Here is a 23306-nt window from a genome sequence, read left to right as displayed (position 1 = left end):
AAACACCAACTTACTTAATAAAGCGAATTGACGTGTTTGACTCTCGTGTAAGACTTCAATTTTTTTGAAAGTCTCCAGCGAGCGCCCACACAAATTATCTGATTATCTATTTTAAAGAGCGTTGCTATACCACTTGCAGCTACTTGAATCACCTAGTTACTAAATAACTAAGTAGAAGCACTGCCCGTGTCAGCGAGGGCGTATATTAAGGATCTACAGAAACAATGCAAGAACTTTTGGTAGTTATTTTAGCTTTATTCCTATTTAGTTTTAGACACTTAGCAAAACACCAAGCATCGATCAAAAAACCAACAACAAACACACAAACCACCCCTAAAAACAAAAAAGCCCTTAACCAGAGATTAAGACAGCACATTTCCACTCTGACTAAAAAGTATTTTTATTCGTAACAGAAATGACATAAACACAAGCTACTCTCATCGCGTAATGTAACTTTATGTAAAGGGGTTTATTGAATTGAAAATTGCTTACGTCACAAGAACGACCACTTTTAGCTACTTTGTTATTGCCGCTGTACTCGTCGCATTGCTATTGTGGACCTTAATGCAGTTCCGAAATACTCTCGAACAAGGAAAAACATACAGACTCGTTTGGGAATATTCCTCAATTAACTTGAAGGATCAGATTGAAAGCTATTTAGCTTCAGGGGAAGCGTCTGCCCTACAAACAACACAAGATTTTATTCAAGTAGAAATCGAGCCTTTATTAAACAGCCTACCCGAAAATATAAAAGCACCTATCATTGACCAACTAGGTTTAATAAAAACCAGTCTCCAATCTGATGTAAGGGCGGCTGGAAAGCTATCAGGAAACCCTTTTGCTCTTATTGACAACAATGAACGCCAGACACTACTAACATTAGATGATTTAGAACAGAAGTTATCAGACTTTCAAACGAACAACGACATTGTCGCCACAGCCCCTTACACTGCAAGCCAAGTAAGACTCTATTCTGAGTTTGCTCATATGAGCACATCAAAAGACGAGTTTCTAGCACATAGAACTCCCGAGAATTACGCCAATTTACAACAAGCAATTCTACTTTTTCAGGAAAGTATTAAAAAGTTTAACTCCCTGCCTATCATTGCCTTAGAAGGTACATCAAATACAACAACAGAAGATGACTTATCATCCTTGCTTGGCTGGGCAGAGGAAGACGAAGATACAAGCAAGCTCGACCCTCTTGAAGAAATTAAGTATGAGTTAAATACTTGGTCAAACCGCTTCTTAAAAGACGTCGATTTAAGCATCCAGAATCTACGTCAAGCCATCACAGTAAAAGACACTATTAGAGAAGAAATTCGGCAACTAGACGAAGCATTAAAAATAGGCACTAGAGCCATTGAAGCCAACTCAGAAAAAACACAGAAACAAACCTTATTGGCCTTCTCTGCCTTTGTCGTACTTATGATACTCACCACTATTTTAGTTCATATATTCCAAACTAGAGTCGTTGTGAAAAGCGCAAAGGATTTATATGTGGCTGTTAAAGATCTAGTGGAAAGTCAAAACACCTCTCGACTTGTTGTTGGTAAACGTAAGAACGAACTTTCTGAAATTGCTCACTATCTCAACCGCTATTTAGATCAAATTTCTGCTCAAAAAGAAAAAAGTGACATTGAACTAAACAACATATCCCAGTCATTAAATGAAATGCTCAGCGCTTTTGGGCAGGTTCATGAATTAAGCCTTGAATCAAAGCAACAGCTTGATCACACGTTAGAACTATCTAGTAATATAGAAGTACTTGCGAATAAGGCAGAAACTCGCGCCCATGAAGTCGCCGATTACGCAGCAGATACTAATACAGCAATGACATTGAGTGTTGATCAAGCGGCCTCTCTAGCAGAGGCGAATCAAACCACTCTTGACCGACTAAGCAGCAGTAAAAGAACTCTGGTCAACTTAGAGGAATCTGTCTCCAGCGCTTCTTCTATTGTAAGCAGCATAAGAGAGATTTCAGAGCAAACAAACTTACTCGCCTTAAATGCCGCTATAGAAGCAGCACGAGCAGGGGAGCATGGACGCGGCTTTGCCGTAGTAGCCTCTGAAGTTCGAACCTTGTCGAGCAGAACTCAACAATCTCTTGAAGAAATAACGAATATTTTTTCTGTACTAACAACCTCCACTTTAAAACTTAAATCGAATGTCAGCTTGATTGAAACGGCGTCTGAGCAACAAGTAGACTTAACCCACACTCTAGGGCAATCGGCCCAAGACGTTCTAGAAAAATCAGAACAATCAACACGCCTAGCTAACAAAGCAACTGGGTATGCAGCAGAACAAAAACTTGGCATGACACAATTAAATGCTTCTGTCGTACAAGTTCGCGAACAAGCAAACGAGTCCGAAGCCTTTATGTCGAAAATGGCTGACGATATAACAACAAAAATTAAAGAAATTACCGAGACATTAGGGATAACTAAGGCGTAATAAAACCCACAAACTTATCCCAGACACAAAAAAGCCAGCATTCGCTGGCTTTTTATACTTCATATAAAAAAGTGAATTAGAACAACACTCGCGCTTTAACGGTACCTTCTACTTCTTTAATTTTTTCTAGAGCAAGCTCACCTGTTTCTGCATCAACATCCATTACCATATAGCCTAACTTCTCAGTCGTACGAAGATATTGACCAGTAATGTTAATATTATTCTCAGAGAAGATAGTATTGATACTAGATAAAACACCAGGGCGGTTTTCATGGATATGCAAGATACGATGATTATCTGATTGCGCAGGTAGAGCAACTTCAGGGAAGTTAACCGCAGCAATAGTGGTACCCACGTCAGAGTATTTAACAAGCTTCTCAGCTACTTCTACACCGATGTTTTCCTGCGCTTCCATTGTACTTCCGCCGATATGAGGCGTAAGAATCACATTGTTCAAACCTTTTAATGGCGACACAAACTCTTCATCGTTGCCTTTTGGTTCTACTGGGAAAACATCCACAGCCGCCCCACCAAGATCACCTGATTTAATCGCATTCGCAACAGCATCTAAATCTGCCACTGTACCACGGGAAGCATTAATGAAGATGGAGCCCTTCTTCATTTGCGATACTTCTTTTTCACCTATCATCAACTTAGTCGAATTAGTTTCGGGGACATGAAGACTGATTACATCACTTGTCGATAGTAACTCTTTTAAACTCTTAATTTGGCGAGCATTACCAAGAGGCAACTTAGTGACTATGTCATAAAAGCATACTTCCATGCCTAGTGATTCAGCTAGAACACTCAACTGCGTACCTATGCTGCCGTAACCTATAATACCCAAGCGTTTACCACGTGTTTCATAGGAGCCGACAGCTGACTTAATCCAACCACCATCATGACAAGCTGCGTTTTTAGCTGGAATACCACGAAGCAATAAGATCAATTGACCTAAAACCAATTCAGCAACACTACGAGTATTTGAATAAGGAGCATTAAAAACAACCACACCTTTTTCACTTGCCGCATCTAAATCTACTTGGTTAGTACCAATACAGAAGCACCCAATCGCCACCAGCTTATTAGCATGAGACAAAACCTTCTTTGTTAACTGTGTGCGGGAGCGAATACCGATAAAATGCGCTTCCGAAATTTTCTCAATTAACTCATCTTCTGCCAGTGCTGTTTTGTGGTATTCAATGTTGGTATAACCAGCGTCATTAAGGGTATCTATTGCAGACTGATGAACGCCTTCTAATAACAAGATTTTGATTTTGTTTTTGTCTAGTGAGTTGTTGCTCATGGCTCGTTCGACTTCTCTATAGTGGGTGGGTGAATTTTGCGCTAATGTTAACACAGAATATTCCAGAACCTAATGCCGATCTTTCATTCTTAAAATGAGTAACACTCATAGAAAACCTTGTTATAGACCTAGCTTTATAGGAAGACTCTGTGCCTTATTTATAAAAATGAAAGATCATGCTTTCCTAGTTAAATACACGCCCGTCTCCACATGGTGTGTATAAGGGAATTGATCAAACATCGCATAGCGAACCACTTCATGACTACTAGATAAAGACTCTAGGTTCGCCTTCAATGTTTCGGGGTTACAAGAGATATACAGAATGGAATCCACTTTGCGGATTAATTCTATCGTTGCGTCATCTAGACCTGCCCGTGGAGGGTCAACTAGAACAACAGACGGGGAAAGCTCATTTACACCAGCTTGAAGCAGATTTTTTGGTAATTCAGTATCGCCATTTAATGCAGCAGACACATCTTCACTTGCCATCTTCACAACCTGAACATTTTGCACACCATTGATGGCTATATTAAGCTGTGCAGACTGAACGGATACCTTAGAGATTTCAGTGGCAATTACTCGATCGAAACGGTGTGCTAATGGAATAGAAAAATTCCCATTACCGCAGTACATTTCCAACAAATCACCCGAAGCGCCTTTGGTCACATCTAAAGCCCATTCCAACATTTTTTCACTAATACCCGCATTAGGCTGAGTAAAGCTGTTTTCTACTTGTTGGTAGTGGTACTTACGGCCATGAACCGTTAGAGTCTCCATCACAAAGTCACGGGTTAAGATCTGCTTTTTTTTACGGCTACGTCCAATGAAATGACAAACGGGGAAACTTGCATTTAGCTTTTCCGCCGCCGCATTCCATTCATCATCAATTGGCTTATGGTAAAGCAGGCTTATCAATGCCTCGCCAGTTGTTGTGGTTAAGAAATCCACTTGGAAAAGCTTATGTCGCAAAATAGGCACATTACGAACCGCATCCAATAATTGCGGCATGAGCTCGTTAATTTGCTTAGAAGCCGCAAGGAATTGATCGGTACGAATCGGCACTCTTGGGTCCGCGGAATCGAACATAGCGTAATACAAGTCATCACCCTCATGCCATATACGAAATTCAGCCCGCATACGATAGTGTGATGGCTCACTCGTAAAGACTTCTATTTCAGGCAAAGGCAGATCCGCCATCAATTGAGACAATGCTGTTTGCTTGTCTTGTAGTTGCTGATCGTATTGCTCTGGCTGGATTTGATCCGGTCTCATGACTTGGTCTCTTAAAAGGAGGGATATTACGAATTTATATGGGCTGCATTATACGAGTTATCATTCGACAAATCTAATCACTCACAACGCATATCAATACAAATACTCAGGCCCCATGAGTACTACTAAAGATAAGGTTAAAGACCAATCACCAGTGTAGTCATCTTCTGCTTCATGGGTCATTTGAGGCTTTATTTGCGCACTCAACCAATTCTTATATAAGAACCTATTGTATTCAAAATTATAATAAAACGTATCAGATTGAAGCTGGCTCTCTCCCGATTGCAAAAAGCCTAATTCATAGCGCAGCTGATTTCTCTCATTTATAACATGCTGGAAAAAGAGCTCTTCCCGTGCATAAAAGCTATCTTCTTTATCTAACCAAACAACACTAAAATCGAGGCCATAAGATAGGTTAGATGCAAGCTGATAGCCGCCACCTAAAGCATACCGAGCACCAACACCTTCAGAGTAATAAGCAAACGCTTCCTGTTTTTGGTACCAGTACCAATCCTCTTTAATATGACCTTGCTTAAAGCGTAATCGGACAAAAGGGTCTAATGGAAAATCCACTAGAATACCCACATCCAAGTCCATTCCTAAATCATCTTTAGCGAATCGTACCGCCGCAGACACACTTGACTGCAAAGCGGATTCCAACACATTATCTTGTTGTGATACTTCACCAGTGACATTTTCAGGAGAGAGCGTATCCGCACCAGAATCGAGAACAAGGCGTAAACGTTTCTTAGTATTCGGTAACTCCCATTTAGCATGAAGATCAAACAGGCCTGATGTGTCGTTGTTTTCAAAAACAGAGCCCAGACGAATTTCAACATGGCTCTTGGATGCTATTTGAGACGGCTGACCAGAAAAGAAGGCATCCATTCCATTTGACCAACCGCCAATAGCGCTGGAGGCTCGTTGGTGGGCAACTTGCCACCACGCCCTATCTAACGCTTCTGCATCACCCTCATCAGGCGAAAGCTCTTCTCCATACACAGAAAAAGGCCACATAAATGCGAACAGTAAGACTAGAGCTAGGTGGCTTTTTTGGTACCGCATATCAGTGTGCTTTGAGCATACTCTGAATCATTAAGGATGAATTCTCTGCTGCCAGCTTGAGGTATTCTTCAAAGCTTTTCGGAGATTCCTTACCTGCGATATCTGATAATGAACGAACTACCACGAAAGGAGTTGAAAACTTATGGCAGACTTGAGCGACGGCAGCCGCTTCCATTTCAACTGCAACTAAGGAAGGAAACATTTCACGGACTGCGTCTACTCGAACTGGGTCACTCATAAAGCTATCACCCGTACCAATCAGACCAACTTTAGCTTGCGCCTTTGTGCCCTCACTAATTGCAGCCTTAGCCTTGCTTATAAGACTTTCATCTGCATCATATTGCGCTGGCATATTAGGCACCTGCCCCATCACATAACCAAAAGCAGTCACATCAACATCATGATGAATCACCGCATCCGATATCACCACATCACCTACATTTAAATCAGCATCAAAGCCACCCGCAGAGCCAATATTAATCACATACTCTGGGGAGAACTTTGAAAGCAGTAAGGTAGTTGAAACCGCAGCATTCACTTTACCTATGCCTGATTTCAATAACACAATATCTTTACCTTCAAACTTGCCAGTAAAAAACTCACAACCAGCAATACTCTGCTCTTGAATATCACTCATCCAAGATTTAATCACAGCAACTTCTTCATCCATTGCGCCGATCAGTCCAATAACACTCATTCTATTCTCCTAACGTCTTCTTATTTTGCGCAACATACTTCACGAATTCATTTATTTTTTCATTAGAATATGGCGGCTTGACATCATAACAATGCACATAATTAGGGGCATGTCCCCAGCTTTGTACGGTAAAAAATTGAGTCTCCGGGAATTCTATATTAACCACACTTAATAGTGCGTCAGATTGAGATTCAAGTAATATTATACTGGCGTCTGGGTATTGTGAGAGCACAGCATAATAGCTAGATAAATCATCCCACCAATGAGCGCTGATATGACAGTTTTCTAACGCCGAATACCAAATAGCCTTAGTCACTCGGCTACCACCAACAATAACCCAATAATGTTCATCATCATTTTGCATATTTACGGTGGAAAGGGGTTCCCTTATGAAAGCTTGTTGTAATGCATCATAGAGGTTGTATTCAAAAGGGCTACCCAACAGATTAATAACCTCAGAGGAAATATAAGTAGGTTTGCTACAGTTAACCCAAATCAATGGCAATCCCATACGATCATATTTATTTTGCAAAAACTCGGTAAGCTCAAACTGTGTATCAGTCGCCTTATCGCAACCAACAATAATCGCATCAAAGTGATTTACTGAGTTTAAGTGAGTTAAAAAGCTATCAGTAGACGTGTATTTTTTCACCGTCACACCTAATTTTTCTAATAGCTCGCTTATCAGCCCTTCATTAGAGTAATCATTGGTCACCCAAGCAACAACCGCTGAGGGAAGGCCCCCCTCGCCTTTCAACTCTCTCTCTTCAATTGGCACAGTCACAGAAAGAGTACTATTTAATGAAACTTGTTGTTTCCCCTTTAAGCGAGTAATCAGGGTGGTCACAAACCAATCCAATATGGGGCGGGCTTTATCATACGTTGCCACTATTTCTAATTCTTCTTCAACAAACCGAACACTCAGTTTAGTCTTCACCGTATCATTGGAAGCGACCATCATGATAAACACACGCAATAGCTGCTTCATATCCGGGGAAAAAGAAAAAATTTGCATCGCATCATCTAATGAACAGTCTATTAAGACCCTATCAGTGTTCACCCCCATATCCTTTGTTATCTGATTACTGACTTTTGAAAGAACATCACCTAGACACTCTGATACCGAAGGCTCCACACTGGAACGTCCAATTTCTCCCAAAGTCCTCGTCAAAAGGGTCATCCAACCCTGTAACTGTTGAGCATTAGTAAAATAGCTTTGTTCAGATAGGTAAATCAGCTCACTCACAATCGTATCAACATCAACTTTTTCCTGCTGTAACGAAGGTAAGGGATTAAGCTGCTCAAGCTGCCATGCTAAGCTTGATTCCTTGGTTGTATCACGCCCAACCAACAATACGCCTTGATGAATACTGTCATTCACAAATGGAAAGGCATGCCAACGATATATTCGATTCATGCTTTTCATTGTGATATCAAATGTAATACCTACCTCCCCTTTTAATGCCTCCTGAATAGGTTGATGACAAGATATTGGCATGAAATCAAAAATCGTACGTGCTTTAAGAGATTCAGGAAATAGCGTTCTCGCTTCGCCATTAACCATCTGAATTTCTGTTACTTCATTGCAAAAAATGATTGCACACTCTACAGACTCGGTAAGCAATTTAAATCTATGATCTTTTGCCACTAGCGCTGTTTTCTCTAAGTTCCTCTTTTTCTGAAGCGGCTCCAACTCACTAAACAGTAACGGAGTCTGATCATTATGAAGCGACAATCTTTTTAGAGGCGTAAATAATGCGCGATTAAATTGGTAAATGAATAAAAAATAAAACAGAATTAAAGCAACGCCAACCACAGCCACATAAAATAATGTTTTCATTGCAACTGTGACTGTGAGAATGTTCTTTTGGCTAATTTCTAACAATAGACTAGAGTCAACGGATGAAATCAGAGGCAAACTTGAAAGCAATGCTGAATTCAGCAAGCTTTCTCCAGACCTTGCCTCATCTAGTAAAACTCTATTTTGGGATTGATCATAAATACGCACAGCATTAATGCCAGCACTGTCTAACAATAAATTAGTGAGCGTTAAATTGTCATCTAGAGATATAAAACCATATGAAAAGCCGAGATTTTGATAATCCGAGACTATTCTCTTTTTATTCATCAAGAGTCTAGTGCCATTTTCTGTATAAATAGCAACCCACCGATTAATCAGCCCATTACTCAAAAGAGAAGAAAAATCGGAATCAGTAAATAACCGGGCTCGTGGGTCAATGGCATGATCCCCTTCGCTCCATTCTATGTAAAAAAAGTCTAACTCACCAAAGATGAGCTCTTCGTGATTACTAAAAATCAGATCAAGTTCATGACCAACACCATAATTATTTAAAGACAAGTCTTGGCTGATCAGACTCATCTCACCTTCCGCTCTCGTTAAATAAGAATTAAACGTTTGCTCAACGACTCTATGCTTTAACGCCAACTCTTTTTCAGAAAAGGACCGATTAAGTGACTCCACAAAAAATAGAATCGCCAAAGAAAAGATGACAAAAGCGCAACCTAATAAAATTAGCAGCTTCTTCTGTAGCCTTTTTTGTAAACTAATAACTACCTTTGCCATAAATCCACCGAGTATGGGTACGCTTCTTCAATAACAAGCTGCAAACTATCTGAGTCCAAATCCGAGGTCACCACCATAAAACGCGCCATATACAAACTAGGCAAGTTCCTATCCTCTAGATCCAGTTTAATCGCTTCAGTGGCTGCAACAGATAAAGCATCTTTCATAAAAAGCACATTCACCATGGCTTTTTTCGTCTGTAAATAATCTATCGAATTAAAGGATAAGTTCCACGCATTCGTTGTGACGGTTGAAGATACACCTTCTTCTTGGATAGCCTCCAGAACGCCCTCTGAAAGCGCTTGAGAGCAACCGAAGACAAAACCTGACTTTTGTGTTTTTAACAGGTCGCGAGCCAACTTAAGTGCTTTTGACTTATCATCTCTCAATACGAAAATCGGATTAATAGATCTACCATAGCGTCTCATTTCATCAAGAAAAAGGTCACACCTTTCCCTACCTAGGTAACTATCTGACAAAACAAGTGCAGATATAGCCTCACCTTCTGAAAGGTTACGTTCTAGAAAACTAGCTAACGTCTTCGTCGCTTGATGCTGATTAAAACCAATATACATAAGTGGCGGAGAGTCCAACCAATGCAATAAAGGAGAAGCGAAGCCATAAACAATCACTTTTGTGTGAGAAGAAGGTAAAAAGCCTTCTATGAAACGGCGCTGAAGAAAGCCCATTTTGGTGACAATAAGATAGTCCGGTTGCGCTTTTTGAACTTCAAAATAAGGCGTTATCTTATCGTCTTGATCATCTACCACATAAGTATCCAAGCGATACTCTATGCCAACTTCTCGCATTCGCTGACGAAAGGTTCTCAACATAGCTCTATTTTCAATGGAGTCTAGTCGTCCAAAAAGCAATACGGCAATACGTACTGGTTCACTCTGAACGATTCGGATCGGAACAGGGGGGGAGCTAATAATAGCGGAGAACTGCTCTGCAAGCGGAGCCTGACTTGGATAACGATTATAGAAGTCTTCACCATCAATCACGCTCAACGAAAAATCTTCTCCATAAGCGGGCACGCATAAAGCGCTAAAGATGACCCCAAAAAAGTAGAAGAAAATCCGCCGCATTATTCAACCCGATCACGTAGATGAAAAACACTATTGTAACCAAGTTAGCTAGCTTTCATCAGGGTAGGAACAAAAAAATGAAAATATAGCGAAGAAAAGTCCACAAGGCATAAATTTCAGGCATAAAAAAAGCTGACATAAAGTCAGCTTTTTTTAAATATGGTGCGGAAGGAGAGACTCGAACTCTCACGCCGTGAAGCACTGGAACCTAAATCCAGCGTGTCTACCAATTCCACCACTCCCGCAAGGAATGGCGAGCATTATAGGCAAATGAATTTCATGGTCAATAGATTTTTAATTTATTTTTCAAAAATCTTCAAAAAACTCATTTACCTCTCTCGCCGAGCCTGAAAATAATGACTGTTAAAACTTACGGGCGCTTTTGTACTCGCCTCGCTCATAACGAACAGCCATTTCTTCTAAGTCCATCGTACGGATACGAGAAGCTTGACCAGCACAACCAAACGCTTCGTAGCGGTCAATACATACAGACTTCATAGCTCGAATGGTTTCAGTTAAATATTTACGCGGATCGAAGTTGCCTTTATGTTCCGCCAAACTGCGACGAATCGCGCCAGTTGCCGCTAAACGAAGATCCGTATCAATGTTAACTTTACGCACACCATAACGAATCGCTTTAACGATTTCTTCCACTGGAACACCATAGGTTTCAGGGATATCACCACCAAACTCGTTGATGATAGCTAACCAATCTTGAGGTACAGAGGAAGAACCGTGTAGCACGATATGCGTATTAGGTAGACGCTCAACAATAGTCGCAATGCGCTCAATATCTAAGATATCGCCCGTTGGTGGACGCGTAAATTTATAAGCACCATGGCTCGTACCAATCGCCACAGCAAGCGCATCAATACCTGTCGCATTAACAAAATCAACTGCTTCTTGAGGATCAGTCAGCATTTGATCATGAGACAAAATACCTTCAGCACCGACGCCATCTTCTTCACCTGCTTGACCTGTTTCAAGTGAACCCAAAACACCCAGTTCACCTTCCACAGAAACACCACATGCGTGAGCGAATTCTACTGTGCGACGGGTCACATCCACATTGTATTCATAGCTTGCTGGTGTTTTACCATCGGCTTCTAGTGAGCCATCCATCATTACAGACGAAAAGCCTAACTGGATAGAGCGCTGACAGATAGCAGGAGAGGTACCGTGATCCTGATGCATTACAACAGGAATATGAGGATAATCTTCAATAGCCGCGGCAATTAGGTGACGTAAAAAATGAGAGCCAGCATACTTCCTAGCTCCTGCAGAAGCCTGCATGATAACCGGAGAATTTACTTCATCAGCGGCTTCCATAATGGCTTTTACCTGCTCCATGTTATTCACATTAAAGGCAGGTAAACCATAACTGTGTTCAGCAGCATGATCTAACAGTTGACGCATACTAATTAACGGCATAGAAAAAAATCCTCTACAATTTATCTGGTGTGGTTAGTGTGTAAGATATAGTATTTTGCCAAAACTTAATACTAATTTTGCGCACGTTTCTCAAGCATATCAACAGCTGGAAGCACTTTACCTTCAACAAATTCCAAGAAAGCACCGCCACCTGTAGAGATATAAGAAATCTTATCTTCTAAGCCGTACTTATCGATTGCCGCCAACGTATCACCACCACCAGCAACAGAGAAAGCATCACTATCAGCAATCGCTTGAGCCACAACTTCTGTACCTTTCGAGAAGTTATCGAATTCGAAAACACCACATGGGCCATTCCATAAGATCGTTTTTGCGCCTTTTAGAACTTCAGCCATTACTTGTGCTGAATCAGGACCTAGGTCCATAATTTCTTCATTATCAAGCACTTGATCAACTGGTTTTACTGTCGCTACAGCCGTTTCAGAAAACTCTGTACCAACACGCACATCGGTTACCGCAGGAATATCTAAGTCAGCCATAAGTTTTTGTGCCTGAGGAATCAAATCCTTCTCGTGTAGTGAAAGACCAACATTGTGACCTCTTGCTGCAACGAAAGTATTTGAGATGCCGCCACCAACAATCAGTTGGTCACACACTTTTGAAAGAGATTCTAAAACGGTTAACTTAGTAGATACTTTAGAACCACCAACAACAGCAACCAAAGGACGAGCAGGGTTATCTAAGGCCTTGCCTAGTGCTTCAAGTTCAGCCGCTAACAATGGGCCTGCACAAGCGACTGGGGCAAATTTACCAACGCCGTGAGTCGATGCTTGGGCACGGTGCGAGGTACCAAATGCATCCATAACGTAAATATCACACAAAGCCGCCATTTTTTTCGACAAGGCTTCGTCGTCTTTTTTCTCACCAACATTAAAGCGAACATTTTCTGCCAACACTAACTGGCCAGCTTCTACTTCAACACCATCTAACCAGTCTTTTACTAAAGGAACGTCTTGCCCTAGCAATTCAGACAAGTAGTCAGCAACTGGCTTCATAGAGAACTCTTCTTCGTACTGACCTTCTGTAGGTCGTCCAAGGTGCGACATAACAATTACTTTCGCGCCAGCTTCAAGAGCAAATTTAATAGTAGGTAACGCAGCACGAATACGTGCATCACTGGTAATTTTCCCATCTTTTAAAGGAACATTAAGGTCTTCACGGATCAGTACGCGCTTATTCGCTAGATCCAAGTCTTTCATTTTAATTACGGTCATGTACGTTATCCTCGTATTTAATATTCAGGGGAATCAAACTGTTTAGTGTTTAATTATGCCCGCCCAGTACTTGGCTACGTCCAACATTCGGTTGGCATAGCCCCATTCATTATCAAACCAGCACATTAATTTCACCATACGCTTATCAATGACTTGAGTTTGCGTACCATCAACGATGACAGAACGAGAATCGTGATTAAAATCAACGGACGCATGAGCTTCTTCAGTAAAGCCCATCAAGTCAGCGTATTTTGTGCTGGCGGCATGTTTCAATTGTTCGTTTATTTGTTCTACGCTGACATCGGTATTGGTTCGTAATACCAAATCAATCACAGATACATTCAATGTCGGCACACGTACCGCATTACAACCCATTTTCCCGTCCAGTTCAGGCATCATACGGGTAATACCCTTTGCTAACCCTGTATCAACAGGAATAATAGAACTCAATGCGGCACGAGTTAAGCGTAAATCCTTAGTATGATAACCATCAATGATGGGCTGATCATTCATAGCGGAATGAATGGTCTGCGTTGTTCCATGCGCAACACCAGCGCATTCTTTTATCACATCTAATACAGGAATTAAGCAGTTTGTCGTGCAAGATGCGGCCGATACAATACGATCCGTTGATTGAATAGTATGCTGATTAAAGCCATACACTATAGTTGCATCAACGTCTGCATCAGCAGGTTGGGAAAGCAGAATATGCGGAACACCCGCTTGCAGATATGACTCAGCTGTCTGGCGATCAGAGAAGCTCCCCGAACACTCAAAGATCATATCAAGCTTAAGTGCAGACCAATCTAGTACATTGGGCGATTCTTGCGCAGAGCATAGAATACGGTCTTCACCAATTACTAAAATATTGCCTTCCGTAGACACCCTTTTAGGGAAGCGTCCATGGGTCGTATCATAACGAGTAAGGTAACTTATGGTCTCGATATCAGACAGCTCATTAATAGCAACTACTTGAATTTGGTCACGAAAACCATTTTCGTAGAGAGCCCTTAATACTGAGCGTCCAATTCGACCATAACCATTAATAGCAACTCGCAACATAAATAAACTTCATTCAATAAAGTAAAAAAGGGGGGCTAATGCCACCCCTTTTTTAGTATCAGACTAATCTTATGCTGTGAAAAGTTTGTTGGCTGTCGCAACCACATTCTCAACAGTGAAGCCAAAGTGCTTCAATAGATCGCCACCAGGAGCCGACTCACCAAAGGTTGTCATACCCACTGTCGCGCCTTCAAAACCAACGTATTTGTACCAGTAGTCCACGTGAGCCGTCTCAATCGCAACACGCTTACTAACGCTGCAAGGTAATACAGATTCTTTATAGTCTGCATCCTGCGCATCAAAGGTATTAGTAGATGGCATAGACACCACTCGAACCGCTTTACCTTGCTCTGCTAATACTTTCGCGGACTCCATCGCTAAAGCCACTTCAGAACCTGTCGCAATAAGAATCAAATCTGGTGTGCCATTACAATCTTGAAGAACGTAACCGCCTTTCGCTACATTTGATAATTGTTCAGCATCACGTGCTTGAGCTGGTAGACCTTGGCGAGAAAATACCAACGAGGTTGGGCCTTCACGACGCTCAACAGCAGCTTTCCAAGCAACGGCACTTTCAGCCGCATCACATGGGCGCCATACAGACATATTTGGTGTCATACGCAAGTTAGCGAGTTGTTCAACAGGTTGGTGTGTTGGACCATCTTCACCTTGACCAATGGAGTCATGGGTATAAACAAAAATGTTTTGGATGCCCATTAAAGCCGACATACGTACAGCATTTCGCGCATATTCCATAAACATCATGAAGGTAGCGCCATAGTTGATAAAGCCACCGTGTAAAGAAACACCGTTCATGATGCCACTCATACCAAACTCACGAACACCGTAGTAAATGTAGTTACCTGCAGGATCGTCTTGAATGCCTTTCGAACCAGACCACAAAGTTAAGTTAGAACCAGCAAGGTCAGCAGAGCCGCCCAATAATTCAGGAAGCATCTCACCAAATACTCCAATCGCATTTTGTGAAGCTTTACGGCTGGCGATGTTTTCGCCTTTATCCTGACACTCTTTAATGAAAGCTAATGCTTTCTCTTCGAAGTCAGCAGGCAATTCACCTTTTACAACGCGACGTTCAAATTCGGCTGCCAATTCTGGGTAAGCAGACTGGTAGGCTGCAAATTTAGCGTCCCACTCAGCTTCTTTTGCTGTACCTGAGTCTTTCGCATCCCAACCAGCATAAACATCAGCAGGCACTTCAAAAGGTGCATGCTCCCAGTTTAGGAACTTACGTGCCGCTGCGATTTCTTCGTCGCCTAGTGGTGCACCATGGCAGTCATGGCTACCAGATTTATTAGGTGAACCAAAACCAATCACTGTTTTACAACAAATTAACGTTGGTTTACTTGTTTCTGCTTTCGCCGCTTCAATCGCTGCTTTAATCGCTTCTGGGTCATGGCCATCCACATCAGCAATCACATGCCAACCGTATGATTCAAAACGTTGAGGCGTATTGTCTGTAAACCAGCCTTCCACGTGACCATCAATAGAAATGCCATTGTCATCCCAAAAAGCAACCAATTTACCTAGACCAAGAGTTCCAGCTAATGAACAGGCTTCGTGAGAAATACCTTCCATCAAACAACCGTCACCTAAAAAGCAGTAGGTATTATGATCAACAACATTATGACCTTCGCGATTGAATTGGGCCGCCAATGTTTTCTCAGCGATTGCCATACCAACCGCGTTACTAATACCAGCACCTAGAGGGCCTGTCGTGGTTTCTACACCATCTGTATAGCCATATTCTGGGTGACCCGGTGTTTTCGAGTGAAGTTGGCGGAACTGTTTTAGCTCTTCAATTGGCAACGCATAACCAGATAAATGTAACAAAGAATAAATAAGCATAGAGCCATGACCGTTTGATAATACAAAGCGATCGCGGTCAACCCATTTCGAGTTGTTAGGGTTGTGCTTTAAAAAGTCATTCCACAGTACTTCAGCAATATCTGCCATCCCCATTGGAGCTCCGGGATGTCCTGATTTAGCTTTTTGTACGGCATCCATAGTCAGTGCACGTATAGCATTAGCAAGTTGTTGACGAGTCGGCATGGTTGTTCCACTCCTGATGACTAAACAGTAAAAAATAGGCAAAACATTTTCTTGAAAACTCAGCTAGCATACAAGGCTAACTCTATTTCAGCACTCAAACAGAGAGTAAAGAAAACGAAATCCTGAAAAATTTCCGCCATACTAACAAAAAAACCCACTATTGACCCACTAAAATCCCACTTTCGGTTGAAATTAAAACAATTCTCGTCCATCATTCCCGCCATATAAAAGCGTCGATTTGTTTCGGCTTGCGGACGCTATATAAATTCAGCTAAACAGAAGCGTCATCACCTGTTTGGCTATTAATTTGCTAAGCGGGTTTTTTTATACCTTTTTAGCGCTTATCCATCATTATTGATAGAGGCACTAAACATGTCAGAATATTCTTTATTTACTTCAGAATCTGTATCTGAAGGCCACCCAGATAAAATTGCCGATCAAGTATCGGACGCCATTCTAGATGCTATTTTAGCGGACGATCCAGAAGCACGTGTTGCTTGTGAAACCATGGTAAAAACCGGCATGGTGATTGTTGCGGGTGAAGTACGTACCAACGCATGGGTTGATATTGAAGAAATCGCCCGTGGCGTTATCCGCGATATTGGCTACAACAGTTCAGAAATGGGCTTTGACTGGGAGTCTTGTGCCGTAATGAACGCCATAGGCAAGCAGTCAGCAGATATTGCAGTGGGTGTTGATGAAGCCAGCGAAAAAGAGCTAGGCGCCGGCGACCAAGGCCTCATGTTCGGCTTTGCAACAAACGAAACCGATGTATTAATGCCAGCCCCCATTACTTATGCGCACCGCTTAGTTCAACGCCAAGCAGAAGTACGTAAAAACGGCACGCTAGACTTCCTTCGTCCAGACGCTAAAAGCCAAGTCACTTTCCGTTACGATGAAAATGGCAAGCCATGTGCCGTTGATGCCGTTGTTTTATCAACTCAGCACAGTGCTGGTATCAAGCAAGCTGATTTACGTGAAGCGGTTATGGAAGAAATCATTAAACCTGTTCTTCCTGCAGAGTGGCTATCGAAAGAAACGAAATATTTCATCAACCCAACAGGACAGTTCATTATTGGCGGCCCAGTTGGAGATTGTGGTTTAACAGGTCGTAAGATCATCGTTGATACATACGGCGGCATGGCTCGTCATGGTGGAGGCGCTTTCTCTGGTAAAGACCCTTCTAAAGTTGACCGTTCTGCAGCCTATGCTGGCCGTTATGTTGCCAAAAACATCGTAGCATCTGGTCTAGCAGACAAGTGTGAGATTCAAGTGTCTTATGCTATTGGTGTTGCTGAGCCAACATCCATAAGTATTAATACTTTTGGGACAGGGAAGATCAGTGATGCTGCCATTGTTGCTCTGGTACGAGATCACTTTGAATTGCGCCCAGCTGGCCTAATTGAAATGCTCGACTTGAAACGTCCTATTTACTTGCCAACAGCGGCCTATGGTCACTTTGGTAGAGAAGGTGATAATTTCACTTGGGAAAAAACAGATAAAGCTGAAGCATTACGTAAAGCAGCTGGTTTATAAAAGCCTTGTTTTAAGCTATAAAAAGCCTTCTGTGTCGTTTCACTGACCAGAGGGTTTTTTTATTTCACTCTTTTCTAAATATAAAGGACATAGTATGCGTATCCCGAGAATTTTCATTGATTCCCAACTCAACGAAAATACCGAGATTCCCATGCCTGACACTAGCTTTCAGCATGTTTGTAAGGTCTTACGATTAAAGTCTGGTCACCCTGTCAAAGTCTTTAATGGTGTAGGTGGCCAATTTAACGCCTCCATAACCAATGTTGAAAAACGCTCCGCTAGTCTCAAGATAACCAATTTTGAAAACCTAGATAATGAATCCCCAATAAAGGTCACAATCGGCCAAAGTCTATCTCGCGGTGAGCGTATGGACTACGCTATTCAAAAAGCGGTCGAAGCAGGTGTTTTCGCCATCCAACCACTGTTTAGTGAACGCTGCGAAGTGAAACTATCTCAAGACAGAGTAGAAAAGCGCCTACAGCACTGGCAACAGGTCGCAATCAGTGCTGCAGAACAATCTGGGCGAGGCATAGTGCCTATCGTGCATTCTCCAATAGAACTAGATTTTTGGGTGGCGCAATGTACCCAATCCCTTAAGCTAACACTACATCACCATAGTGCACGCCCAATACACCAATTAGAGCAACCTCAGGACCAGCAGATTTGCCTTCTTATTGGTCCTGAGGGTGGGTTAACAGAAACTGAAGTTGAGTTCTCAAATAAACATGACTTTCAAGCAATCACTCTAGGGCCGAGAGTTTTAAGAACAGAAACCGCCCCTGTTGTCGCTCTCAGTGTCATAAATTCCCTTTGGGGGGATATTTAAGTTGCTACATTTTCTGTATAAATTATTATCAGCTACAAAACTACAACATAATTAATGTTTCACTAGTTTAAGATCAAAATCATACGTTTAATAAAGGGACACTAGAGCATGTTTTATCGAGCAGCCGTGATTTCTATAAGTAGCCTATGTATGGCATTTTTACCTATAGCGGCGCAAGCAATCACACTGGAAGAAGCGACTTATACAGCAATAGAAAACAGCCCAGAAGTAAGACAGGCAATAGCTCAATACAGAGAAAGTAAAGAAAGCGCTGAATTGGCTCGCCGTTCAGGCTACTACCCTACTGTTGATCTTGCTGCTGGTTTAGGCCGTGAAACCACTTATGCTGACGATTCCACATCAGACGATGTGAGCCTCACTCGTCGTGAGCTTAGTTTGGCTTTAAACCAACCTTTATTCGATGGTTTTGCAACCAAAAACGAGATTAAGCGTTTAAGTAGTGAAGCCGAAGCAAACCGCTGGTCCGCTCTAATTGCCGTTGAGTCTACAGCCCTAGAAGTCGCAGAAACCTACTCTAATGTATTACGCCAACGTGAACTATTAGCTCTCGCAGATCTAAACTTAGAAACACACCTGCGCATTTATGAACAAATAAAGCTGAAAAGTGACAGTGGCATTGGGCGAAGATCTGATCTTAGCCAGATTTCTGCGCGTCTATCAAAAGCATATTCCAATAACTTAGCTGCCATAAATAATCTTCGAGATGCGGAAAGTAATTACAAAAGCGTGGTTGGTGAGCTTCCTCCAGAAAGCTTAATTTACCCTGTACCAGATAGAGCATTAATCCCGCCAAGCTTGGATGCAGCCATATCTGATGCTCTCAAGAAAAACCCAGCTATCGAAGGCGCATACTGGGATTTAGTCGCGACAGAAAGCCTGCAGAAAACCACTGAATCAGGCAAGTACCCAGTTGTAAATTTCGCTTTAGAACGTACTTGGAATAACAACCTAGATGGTGATGAAGGACCAAGTGAAGACTTAATCGCCATGGTGCGACTCAACTACAACATCTACAGTGGCGGCTCCTTCAAGCGAGAACAAGAAGTTGCGGTACAACAAAACATCCAAGCTGCTGAAATCCAACGTAACACTATTCGAGATACCGAGCTTACTGTACGCCTAGCTTGGGCCGCTTATGAAGCAACCAAAGGGCAAAAAGAACATATCAGGCAATATGTGATTGCTACGAAAGAGTCTCAGGTTGCCTATGAAAAGCAATTCCGCTTAGGTAGACGAACGCTACTGGACGTTTTAGATAGCGAAAATGAGCTTTTTGAAGCAAGACAAGACTATGTAAACACAGATTACGACGAACTATTCTCTGAGTTCCGACTATTTAGTGCCAAAGGGGAATTGATGCGAGCTTTTCGTATCTATCGACCTGAGCTACTTGGCTTTAATGATGCCTTTGATGAGAAAGGATCTTTACCTGAAAAAACCAGTGCAATTGAAGTTTTACAGGAAACCGAGGAAGCGGCATTAGAAAATAATCAGCAAAGTACAACAGAAACCAGCACATCTACTCCAGAAAGTGATCTGTTCTTGGAATCCGACGGCACTGGCGGAAGCTGGTAAACATATTCGCACTTAACTATTCACACTTAACTAAGTGTAAAAGAACGACAATTAATAAGGCTCAGATAGAGCCTTATTAATTGTCAAAATTCCTAACTGAACTTTATCCCACCAAAGCATTCAAAAGTATCTTGAAAACAAGACTGTTTTTTCTTCTCAGAACCCCCATATTTCTATAGCATCATTAGAAAGAACGTCGGAACTTTTTCATTTACATTTTAGCCTTTGAAATAGGACACACTTGATGACCATAAAACTCGGCATTGTTATGGATCCAATCTCATCCATTAATTACAAAAAAGACACTTCTCTTGCCATGCTATGGGCTGCGGCTGACAAGGGCTGGGAGCTTGTATATATGGAGCAAAAGGATCTGTTTTTGGATAATGGTAAAGCCTATGCGATGGCGCGCCCACTTAGCGTTTCAAGAGATCCTGACAATTTTTACTCACTAGGTGAAGAAAGTAAGATACCTATGGGAGAATTGGATGCTATTTTAATGCGTAAAGATCCACCTTTCGATGGTGAATTTGTCTATAGCACTATGATTCTCGAACAAGCAGAACGAGATGGTGCCTTGGTAATTAATAATCCAAAAAGCTTACGCGATTGTAATGAGAAGTTATTCGCCACACAGTTCCCTCAATGTTGCCCTCCAGTTCTTGTCACCCGTCGCCCTGACTTATTAAAAAGCTTCCATCAAGAGCATGGTGACGTCATATTTAAACCATTGGATGGTATGGGCGGTAGCTCTATTTTTCGTATTAAATCAGACGACCCAAACGTTAGCGTTATCATAGAAACCCTTACAAAAATGGGCGCAGAACAAATCATGGCGCAAAAATTCATTCCTGAAATTAAAACAGGTGATAAGCGTATTTTGATCGTTAACGGTGAACCTGTCCCGTATGCTCTTGCCCGAATTCCAGCCAAAGGGGAAACACGAGGCAATCTTGCTGCCGGTGGACGAGGTGAAGGACGAGCATTAACCGATAGAGACCGCTGGATTTGCGAGCAAGTAATCCCGTCCCTGAAAGAAAAAGGGCTTATGTTTGTCGGTTTAGACGTCATTGGAGACTATTTAACAGAGATTAATGTTACAAGCCCAACCTGTGTTCGTGAGCTAGATACACAATTTGGTTTAAATATCGCCATGGATCTAATAGAAGCTATTGAAGGTCGCCTTCAATCATAAGAATGCGTGTAATCGATAAGTTTTCCATCACACTATTTATCGCCATTAGTACTCACGTACTAGTGGTGATGTTGGTTGGTTTCGACTTTTCTCCTCCAGCTCCAAAACCTAAAGCTCTAGAAGTAACTCTTGTACAGCACTCTACCAAGGCACCGTTAGAAGCAGATTTCATTGCACAAGCAAACCAACAAGCCAGTGGTACAGAGCTACGTAAACAGAAACTCACATCAACAGAAAATTCTCGTTTCTTAGCAGATCAAATCCATGAAATATCGCCTCCTATCCAACCTGAACTAGCCTCTGCTGAACCAGTAAACGAGCCTAATTTGTTATCTACTAAGCGACAGGAAGCGGTTTTCCAAGTAGCCGAGATTCCAGAGCAGGAACAAAGAACATTAGAAGAGCAATTTCTAGGAAAAACTCAAATACCAAGCCACTTATCAACGGATATTGCGACACTGGAAGCACTACTCGACCAGCAAAGGCAATCTTATGCGAAACGCCCAAGAGTTCGCCGCTTAACCTCTGTGTCGGCAAAAGCGGCCATTGATGCACAATACCTAGACGAATGGCGACGACGAATAGAGCGAATCGGCAACATCCACTACCCAACAGAAGCAAAACGTAATCGACTATATGGAGAGTTACGCCTAGCAGTTAGCCTATTACCCAATGGCTATGTTGATGATATAGAAATACTACATTCTTCTGGTGTTCGAGTGCTCGATGATGCGGCAATGAGGATTGTCAGGCTTGCCGAACCCTTTCCAGAATTCCCAACCGAATTGAAACAAGAAGTCGATAAACTAGAAATCATTCGAACATGGCGCTTCATTCCCGGCAATCAACTCCGCAGCCAATAGCACAGCCAATAGCACAGCCAATAGCACTATATCAATGGCATAAAAAAAGCCCTCACAAGTGAGAGCTTTTTAAAACTGACAGTAGACAAACTGCTAGCTGAATTGACCTTCGCCCATAGCAAGACGGATTTTCTTCATGGCATTTTTCTCTAACTGACGAATTCGTTCAGCGGAAACGCCATATTCATCAGCCAAGTCATGCAAAGTCGGCTTTTTATCCGATAACCAACGCTGTACCAAGATGTTACGGCTACGTTCATCAAGGTCTGACATCGCATCCTGTAGTCGATTATTAGAGTCTTCAGCCCAGTTGCCATTTTCTAGCAGTGTCGCTGGGTCATAACGATGGTCTTCTAGGTACTGAGACGGCGCTTGAAAGGCACTTTCATCATCGTCATCACTAGATGCATCAAAAGCCATATCTGTTGAGCTCAAACGGCCTTCCATCTGACGAACAACTTCAGGTGTCACACCCAGATCTGTAGCGACAGATTCAACTTCAGAGTTACTAAACCAAGACAAACTTTTCTTTGCACTACGTAGATTAAAGAACATCTTACGTTGAGCTTTTGTCGTAGCGACTTTAACAATACGCCAGTTCTTCAGAATAAACTCATGGATCTCAGCTTTGATCCAATGAACTGCAAAGGATACCAGACGAACACCCACTTCAGGGTTAAAGCGTTTTACCGCCTTCATCAAGCCCACATTACCCTCTTGGATTAGGTCACCTTGTGATAGTCCGTAACCGGAATAGCTTTTCGCAATGTGAACAACAAACCTTAAGTGCGACATAACCAATGTTCGCGCAGCCTCAAGGTCTTCTTGATAATAAAGACGTTCAGCTAAGGCTTTTTCTTCCTCTGCTGTTAAAATTGGAATTCTGCTTACGGCTTGTATATAAGACTCTAGGTTTTGACCCGGAATCATCATATCCGTTGGCTGTAGAGTATTTCCCATTTTTATTTCACCTTCCTAATTGCTCAAAATTGAGTATGAACAAATACTATCAAGTAAATTCCACAT

At 42.0% G+C, this 23306-nt stretch carries 17 protein-coding genes and 1 tRNA gene; 6 read left to right on the top strand and 12 right to left on the bottom strand.

Translation table 11 applies throughout. The annotated features are described in order from the left end of the window. The first annotated feature begins 477 nt into the window (after positions 1 to 477). Positions 478 to 2454 carry a methyl-accepting chemotaxis protein gene (locus OFY17_RS04480; RefSeq protein ID WP_263529504.1) on the top strand — a complete coding sequence of 659 codons (1977 nt, stop codon included), beginning with the start codon at positions 478 to 480 and terminating at the stop codon, positions 2452 to 2454. Positions 2455 to 2530: 76 nt separating this feature from the next. On the opposite strand, the gene serA is transcribed toward OFY17_RS04480, so the two are convergent. The 11 genes from serA to tkt form a co-directional block, all read right to left on the bottom strand. Continuing rightward, positions 2531 to 3760 (bottom strand): phosphoglycerate dehydrogenase, encoded by a 1230-nt coding sequence (gene serA, locus OFY17_RS04475; protein ID WP_263529503.1) that lies wholly within the window; start codon positions 3758 to 3760, stop codon positions 2531 to 2533. A gap of 174 nt (positions 3761 to 3934) precedes the next feature. Then, positions 3935 to 5032 (bottom strand): tRNA (uridine(54)-C5)-methyltransferase TrmA, encoded by a 1098-nt coding sequence (gene trmA, locus OFY17_RS04470; RefSeq protein ID WP_263529502.1) that lies wholly within the window; start codon positions 5030 to 5032, stop codon positions 3935 to 3937. A gap of 93 nt (positions 5033 to 5125) precedes the next feature. Beyond that, the gene (locus OFY17_RS04465; RefSeq protein ID WP_263529501.1) at positions 5126 to 6097 is read right to left on the bottom strand and encodes a hypothetical protein; all 972 of its coding nucleotides are present in this window, start codon (positions 6095 to 6097) and stop codon (positions 5126 to 5128) included. 1 nt (position 6098) lies between these two features. Then, on the bottom strand, positions 6099 to 6794 hold the full coding sequence (gene mtnN, locus OFY17_RS04460; RefSeq protein WP_263529500.1) for a 5'-methylthioadenosine/S-adenosylhomocysteine nucleosidase: 696 nt from the start codon (positions 6792 to 6794) through the stop codon (positions 6099 to 6101). 1 nt (position 6795) lies between these two features. After that, positions 6796 to 9378, bottom strand: a complete 2583-nt coding sequence (locus tag OFY17_RS04455) for a nitrogen regulation protein NR(II) (protein WP_263529499.1) — start codon at positions 9376 to 9378, stop codon at positions 6796 to 6798. Then, positions 9366 to 10466, bottom strand: coding sequence for a type 1 periplasmic-binding domain-containing protein (locus tag OFY17_RS04450; protein WP_263529498.1), 1101 nt, complete (start codon positions 10464 to 10466; stop codon positions 9366 to 9368). Before OFY17_RS04450 ends, OFY17_RS04455 begins: the two co-directional genes overlap by 13 nt. A gap of 160 nt (positions 10467 to 10626) precedes the next feature. Beyond that, positions 10627 to 10711: transfer RNA gene (locus OFY17_RS04445), tRNA-Leu, on the bottom strand. Between the two features lie 118 nt (positions 10712 to 10829). Further along, complete coding sequence (gene fba / locus OFY17_RS04440; RefSeq protein ID WP_263529497.1) at positions 10830 to 11897, bottom strand: class II fructose-bisphosphate aldolase; 1068 nt, start codon at positions 11895 to 11897, stop codon at positions 10830 to 10832. Positions 11898 to 11968: 71 nt separating this feature from the next. After that, the gene (locus OFY17_RS04435) at positions 11969 to 13132 is read right to left on the bottom strand and encodes a phosphoglycerate kinase (RefSeq protein ID WP_263529496.1); all 1164 of its coding nucleotides are present in this window, start codon (positions 13130 to 13132) and stop codon (positions 11969 to 11971) included. A gap of 42 nt (positions 13133 to 13174) precedes the next feature. Next, on the bottom strand, positions 13175 to 14194 hold the full coding sequence (locus OFY17_RS04430; protein WP_263529495.1) for a type I glyceraldehyde-3-phosphate dehydrogenase: 1020 nt from the start codon (positions 14192 to 14194) through the stop codon (positions 13175 to 13177). Positions 14195 to 14263: 69 nt separating this feature from the next. Then, positions 14264 to 16264 (bottom strand): transketolase, encoded by a 2001-nt coding sequence (tkt, locus tag OFY17_RS04425; protein ID WP_263529494.1) that lies wholly within the window; start codon positions 16262 to 16264, stop codon positions 14264 to 14266. Between the two features lie 372 nt (positions 16265 to 16636). Here tkt and metK point away from each other — a divergent pair, with 372 nt between their 5' ends. From metK to OFY17_RS04400, 5 genes are all read left to right on the top strand, one after another. Then, positions 16637 to 17800, top strand: a complete 1164-nt coding sequence (metK, locus tag OFY17_RS04420) for a methionine adenosyltransferase (RefSeq protein ID WP_263529493.1) — start codon at positions 16637 to 16639, stop codon at positions 17798 to 17800. A gap of 94 nt (positions 17801 to 17894) precedes the next feature. Continuing rightward, the gene (locus tag OFY17_RS04415; RefSeq protein WP_263529492.1) at positions 17895 to 18626 is read left to right on the top strand and encodes a 16S rRNA (uracil(1498)-N(3))-methyltransferase; all 732 of its coding nucleotides are present in this window, start codon (positions 17895 to 17897) and stop codon (positions 18624 to 18626) included. Between the two features lie 150 nt (positions 18627 to 18776). Next, complete coding sequence (locus tag OFY17_RS04410) at positions 18777 to 20222, top strand: TolC family outer membrane protein (protein WP_263529491.1); 1446 nt, start codon at positions 18777 to 18779, stop codon at positions 20220 to 20222. Positions 20223 to 20466: 244 nt separating this feature from the next. After that, complete coding sequence (gene gshB, locus OFY17_RS04405; protein ID WP_263529490.1) at positions 20467 to 21417, top strand: glutathione synthase; 951 nt, start codon at positions 20467 to 20469, stop codon at positions 21415 to 21417. 2 nt (positions 21418 to 21419) lie between these two features. Beyond that, a complete protein-coding gene (locus OFY17_RS04400) occupies positions 21420 to 22280 on the top strand; it encodes an energy transducer TonB (protein WP_263529489.1) in 861 nt (286 codons plus the stop codon). Between the two features lie 93 nt (positions 22281 to 22373). Here the strand turns inward: OFY17_RS04400 and rpoH are convergent, their stop codons facing one another. Further along, entirely contained in the window at positions 22374 to 23240 is an 867-nt protein-coding gene (rpoH, locus tag OFY17_RS04395) for an RNA polymerase sigma factor RpoH (protein WP_263529488.1), read from the bottom strand. Between the last annotated feature and the right edge of the window lie 66 nt (positions 23241 to 23306).

The sequence above is a fragment of the Marinomonas sargassi genome (assembly GCF_025716875.1).
Lineage (GTDB): Bacteria > Pseudomonadota > Gammaproteobacteria > Pseudomonadales > Marinomonadaceae > Marinomonas > Marinomonas sargassi.
Note: the sequence above shows the minus strand (reverse complement) of the source record. Positions and strands in the feature narration are given on the sequence as shown.

Coding starts and splice junctions, on each gene's coding strand:
- OFY17_RS04435 (WP_263529496.1), bottom strand. CDS start 13,132: ATGACCGTAATTAAAATGAAAGACTTGGATCTAGCGAATAAGCGCGTA.
- gshB (WP_263529490.1), top strand. CDS start 20,467: ATGACCATAAAACTCGGCATTGTTATGGATCCAATCTCATCCATTAAT.
- OFY17_RS04455 (WP_263529499.1), bottom strand. CDS start 9,378: ATGGCAAAGGTAGTTATTAGTTTACAAAAAAGGCTACAGAAGAAGCTG.
- rpoH (WP_263529488.1), bottom strand. CDS start 23,240: ATGGGAAATACTCTACAGCCAACGGATATGATGATTCCGGGTCAAAAC.
- tkt (WP_263529494.1), bottom strand. CDS start 16,264: ATGCCGACTCGTCAACAACTTGCTAATGCTATACGTGCACTGACTATG.
- trmA (WP_263529502.1), bottom strand. CDS start 5,032: ATGAGACCGGATCAAATCCAGCCAGAGCAATACGATCAGCAACTACAA.
- metK (WP_263529493.1), top strand. CDS start 16,637: ATGTCAGAATATTCTTTATTTACTTCAGAATCTGTATCTGAAGGCCAC.
- OFY17_RS04450 (WP_263529498.1), bottom strand. CDS start 10,466: ATGCGGCGGATTTTCTTCTACTTTTTTGGGGTCATCTTTAGCGCTTTA.
- OFY17_RS04415 (WP_263529492.1), top strand. CDS start 17,895: ATGCGTATCCCGAGAATTTTCATTGATTCCCAACTCAACGAAAATACC.
- OFY17_RS04430 (WP_263529495.1), bottom strand. CDS start 14,194: ATGTTGCGAGTTGCTATTAATGGTTATGGTCGAATTGGACGCTCAGTA.
- OFY17_RS04465 (WP_263529501.1), bottom strand. CDS start 6,097: ATGCGGTACCAAAAAAGCCACCTAGCTCTAGTCTTACTGTTCGCATTT.
- serA (WP_263529503.1), bottom strand. CDS start 3,760: ATGAGCAACAACTCACTAGACAAAAACAAAATCAAAATCTTGTTATTA.
- OFY17_RS04410 (WP_263529491.1), top strand. CDS start 18,777: ATGGCATTTTTACCTATAGCGGCGCAAGCAATCACACTGGAAGAAGCG.
- fba (WP_263529497.1), bottom strand. CDS start 11,897: ATGCCGTTAATTAGTATGCGTCAACTGTTAGATCATGCTGCTGAACAC.
- mtnN (WP_263529500.1), bottom strand. CDS start 6,794: ATGAGTGTTATTGGACTGATCGGCGCAATGGATGAAGAAGTTGCTGTG.
- OFY17_RS04400 (WP_263529489.1), top strand. CDS start 21,420: ATGCGTGTAATCGATAAGTTTTCCATCACACTATTTATCGCCATTAGT.